Raw genomic sequence first — 2,118 nt, 5'->3', positions numbered from 1 at the left:
ATCAATGCCTTCGACGGTGATCGCGATCGTCGCGTTCTCGATCCCAATCCACCCCTTGGCTTTCCGGGGTTGCGGACGTCCTGCCTGCATTTCAGATATCGCAGTGAAAGCAGCTTAGCATAAGCGGCTCGAAGCGTCCTTCGGCAAAGACCCTGTTGCCATAGGGGAGACAAGAGCTCGCGGCTCAAGCCGCAAAATCCTGGCGATTGGTTGTCAGGATGACGCACATGCAGCTTGCCCTGCTCTTAGGCGCTCTTGGCAGGATCATATTCTTGATGCTGCAGGCATAGGTTGGGCGCTCAAGCCTTGCCACGTCACCCTCTGCTGGCTGCCCAGTCAACACGTTAAACACGGTCCAGCTTTCGTTGGTTTCTTTTCTGAGTTCATGTCTTTGGTGAGTCACTGTCGCTAGCCATACATCAAGCAGTGATCGATGATTACAATCGATGACTTGGAAGGCGCCAGAGGTCGTCAGCGCGTGAGATAGAATGACTGACGGCTAACACCGCCTCGTCCTTCCTGCGCGATAGCCTGATGACCTTCAAACGCATGAGCTGACTCGCAACACTGCGATTCAATTTAGCACACGTTTAATTAGCTCCGGAGCATTTTAACGAATCGTTGACCGCGCTGTCCCATTATAGGACGGCGCGGTCAAACCCCAACCGGACTGCGCAGGCGGCTCCGGCACTGAAGCGCCCGCCCAACTGTCGGAGTCGCCACCCACACCAACATACCAGCAATGGTTGAATCAACCGTTACCGCATGTGCTTTCCAATGTGCTTCCCTGATCGTTAGACTTTGACCGAGCGGACGGGAATAAGCGCAGAACAGTTCGCTAACATTTGAGACAAGTCGATGGATATGACGAGCAATCCGATCTTGGTGGATCAATTCCCGGCAAGCTCTACAGCGGCGAGCCCAAGAAGGATATTCCTACATCTGGCCGACGTGCGGTCAGCAGGTCGACATGCGTGACCTTCGCCAAGGCGCTGGCCGCCGGTTGTGCCGCGCCGCCTCGCTCTGGTTTCCTGACATTCCGATCGCTTGTCAAACGATCCAGCCCACATGCCGCACTTCCGCCGGGAATCGGGTCCATGAACATCGCGGATCCCGCCGATCAGGTTCCTGAGCTGGCGCTGCGTCCATGAGCGGCGCAGGGGGATTTGATCCTTGCACTGAACCGTCCGAGGCGGTCTGCGAACAACTCGCCGTCCGGCCGGCATCGCCTTGTTCATGCTGCTCGCCCATCAGACCGCAAATTCCGCGACTATCGTAGCGGTCGCACGCATCGCGTGATCGCTGAATTCGTGTTCACTGCAACCGCGGTGGTGGCTCATGCCCTCGCCTGGCATTCCGCCTATTCGCCGACCGAGGGGTGGATTGCGCTTTTCGATCCTGCTTTACCTCATTACCGGCCTGTTCTGGCTTCCAGTCGTGTGGATGCAGATCGAGATGCGCGATCTCTCGCCCTGCAGGCCGCGGCAGCGAAGCAAGCTCCACCACAGCGCTGCAACACCTTGGCACGTTCCGCCATTCCAGAAGGCGGCTACGACGACATGAATGCCATCACCATCTCCACCATTCTGGTTGTGGTCGCCCTGCGCCCACGGGCACATGGCCTGTAACTTCGCCGTGACTCATCCCCTTGAGGGAACAATCAGACCGAGCCCCAGTTTGACCCAAACAAACACGGCCGATGGTTCGATGGAGGCATGCCATGAGATTTCCACACAGCACGACGGCCGCCGCCGCCACTTTCATAGCCCTCACGTCCCCGGCGCTCGCCCAGTCAAGCGGAACACCGGCACCCACGACGCCTGCACCCACGACGGCGACCGAACAACCCGGCGCCGGGTCGAACGCAAACGGACAGGGGGGTGAACAGACACGCGAAATAATCCGCCAGATGGTTGAGCAAGCTGTCCGGGAGAGGATGCACCAGGATCGCGGTTCTGAAGAAGCTTTCCGTGACGAAGATAGCCGCAACGACCAGGGCGACCGCAACGGGCATGCTGACCGCCCCGATGAAGCTAGCCGGCATGGCGACCATTGGCGAAATCGTGGCGACTGGGGCAGAGGACACAGAATGGCTCGACAACGTGGTCACCAAAAGAT

The 2,118-nt window shown here is 58.5% G+C and carries 1 pseudogene; it reads left to right on the top strand.

What is annotated here, in order from left to right:
• Positions 1–1,218 precede the first annotated feature (1,218 nt).
• Positions 1,219–1,470: pseudogene (locus EOA22_RS31405) on the top strand (DUF2269 family protein); the annotation flags it as partial.
• Positions 1,471–2,118 lie beyond the last annotated feature (648 nt).

Origin of the sequence: Mesorhizobium sp. M7A.F.Ca.US.014.04.1.1, from assembly GCF_003998745.1 — a bacterium.
Classification (GTDB): domain Bacteria; phylum Pseudomonadota; class Alphaproteobacteria; order Rhizobiales; family Rhizobiaceae; genus Mesorhizobium; species Mesorhizobium ciceri.
The sequence above is the reverse complement of the archived record's forward strand: the minus strand, read 5'-3'. Positions and strand labels throughout refer to the sequence as shown.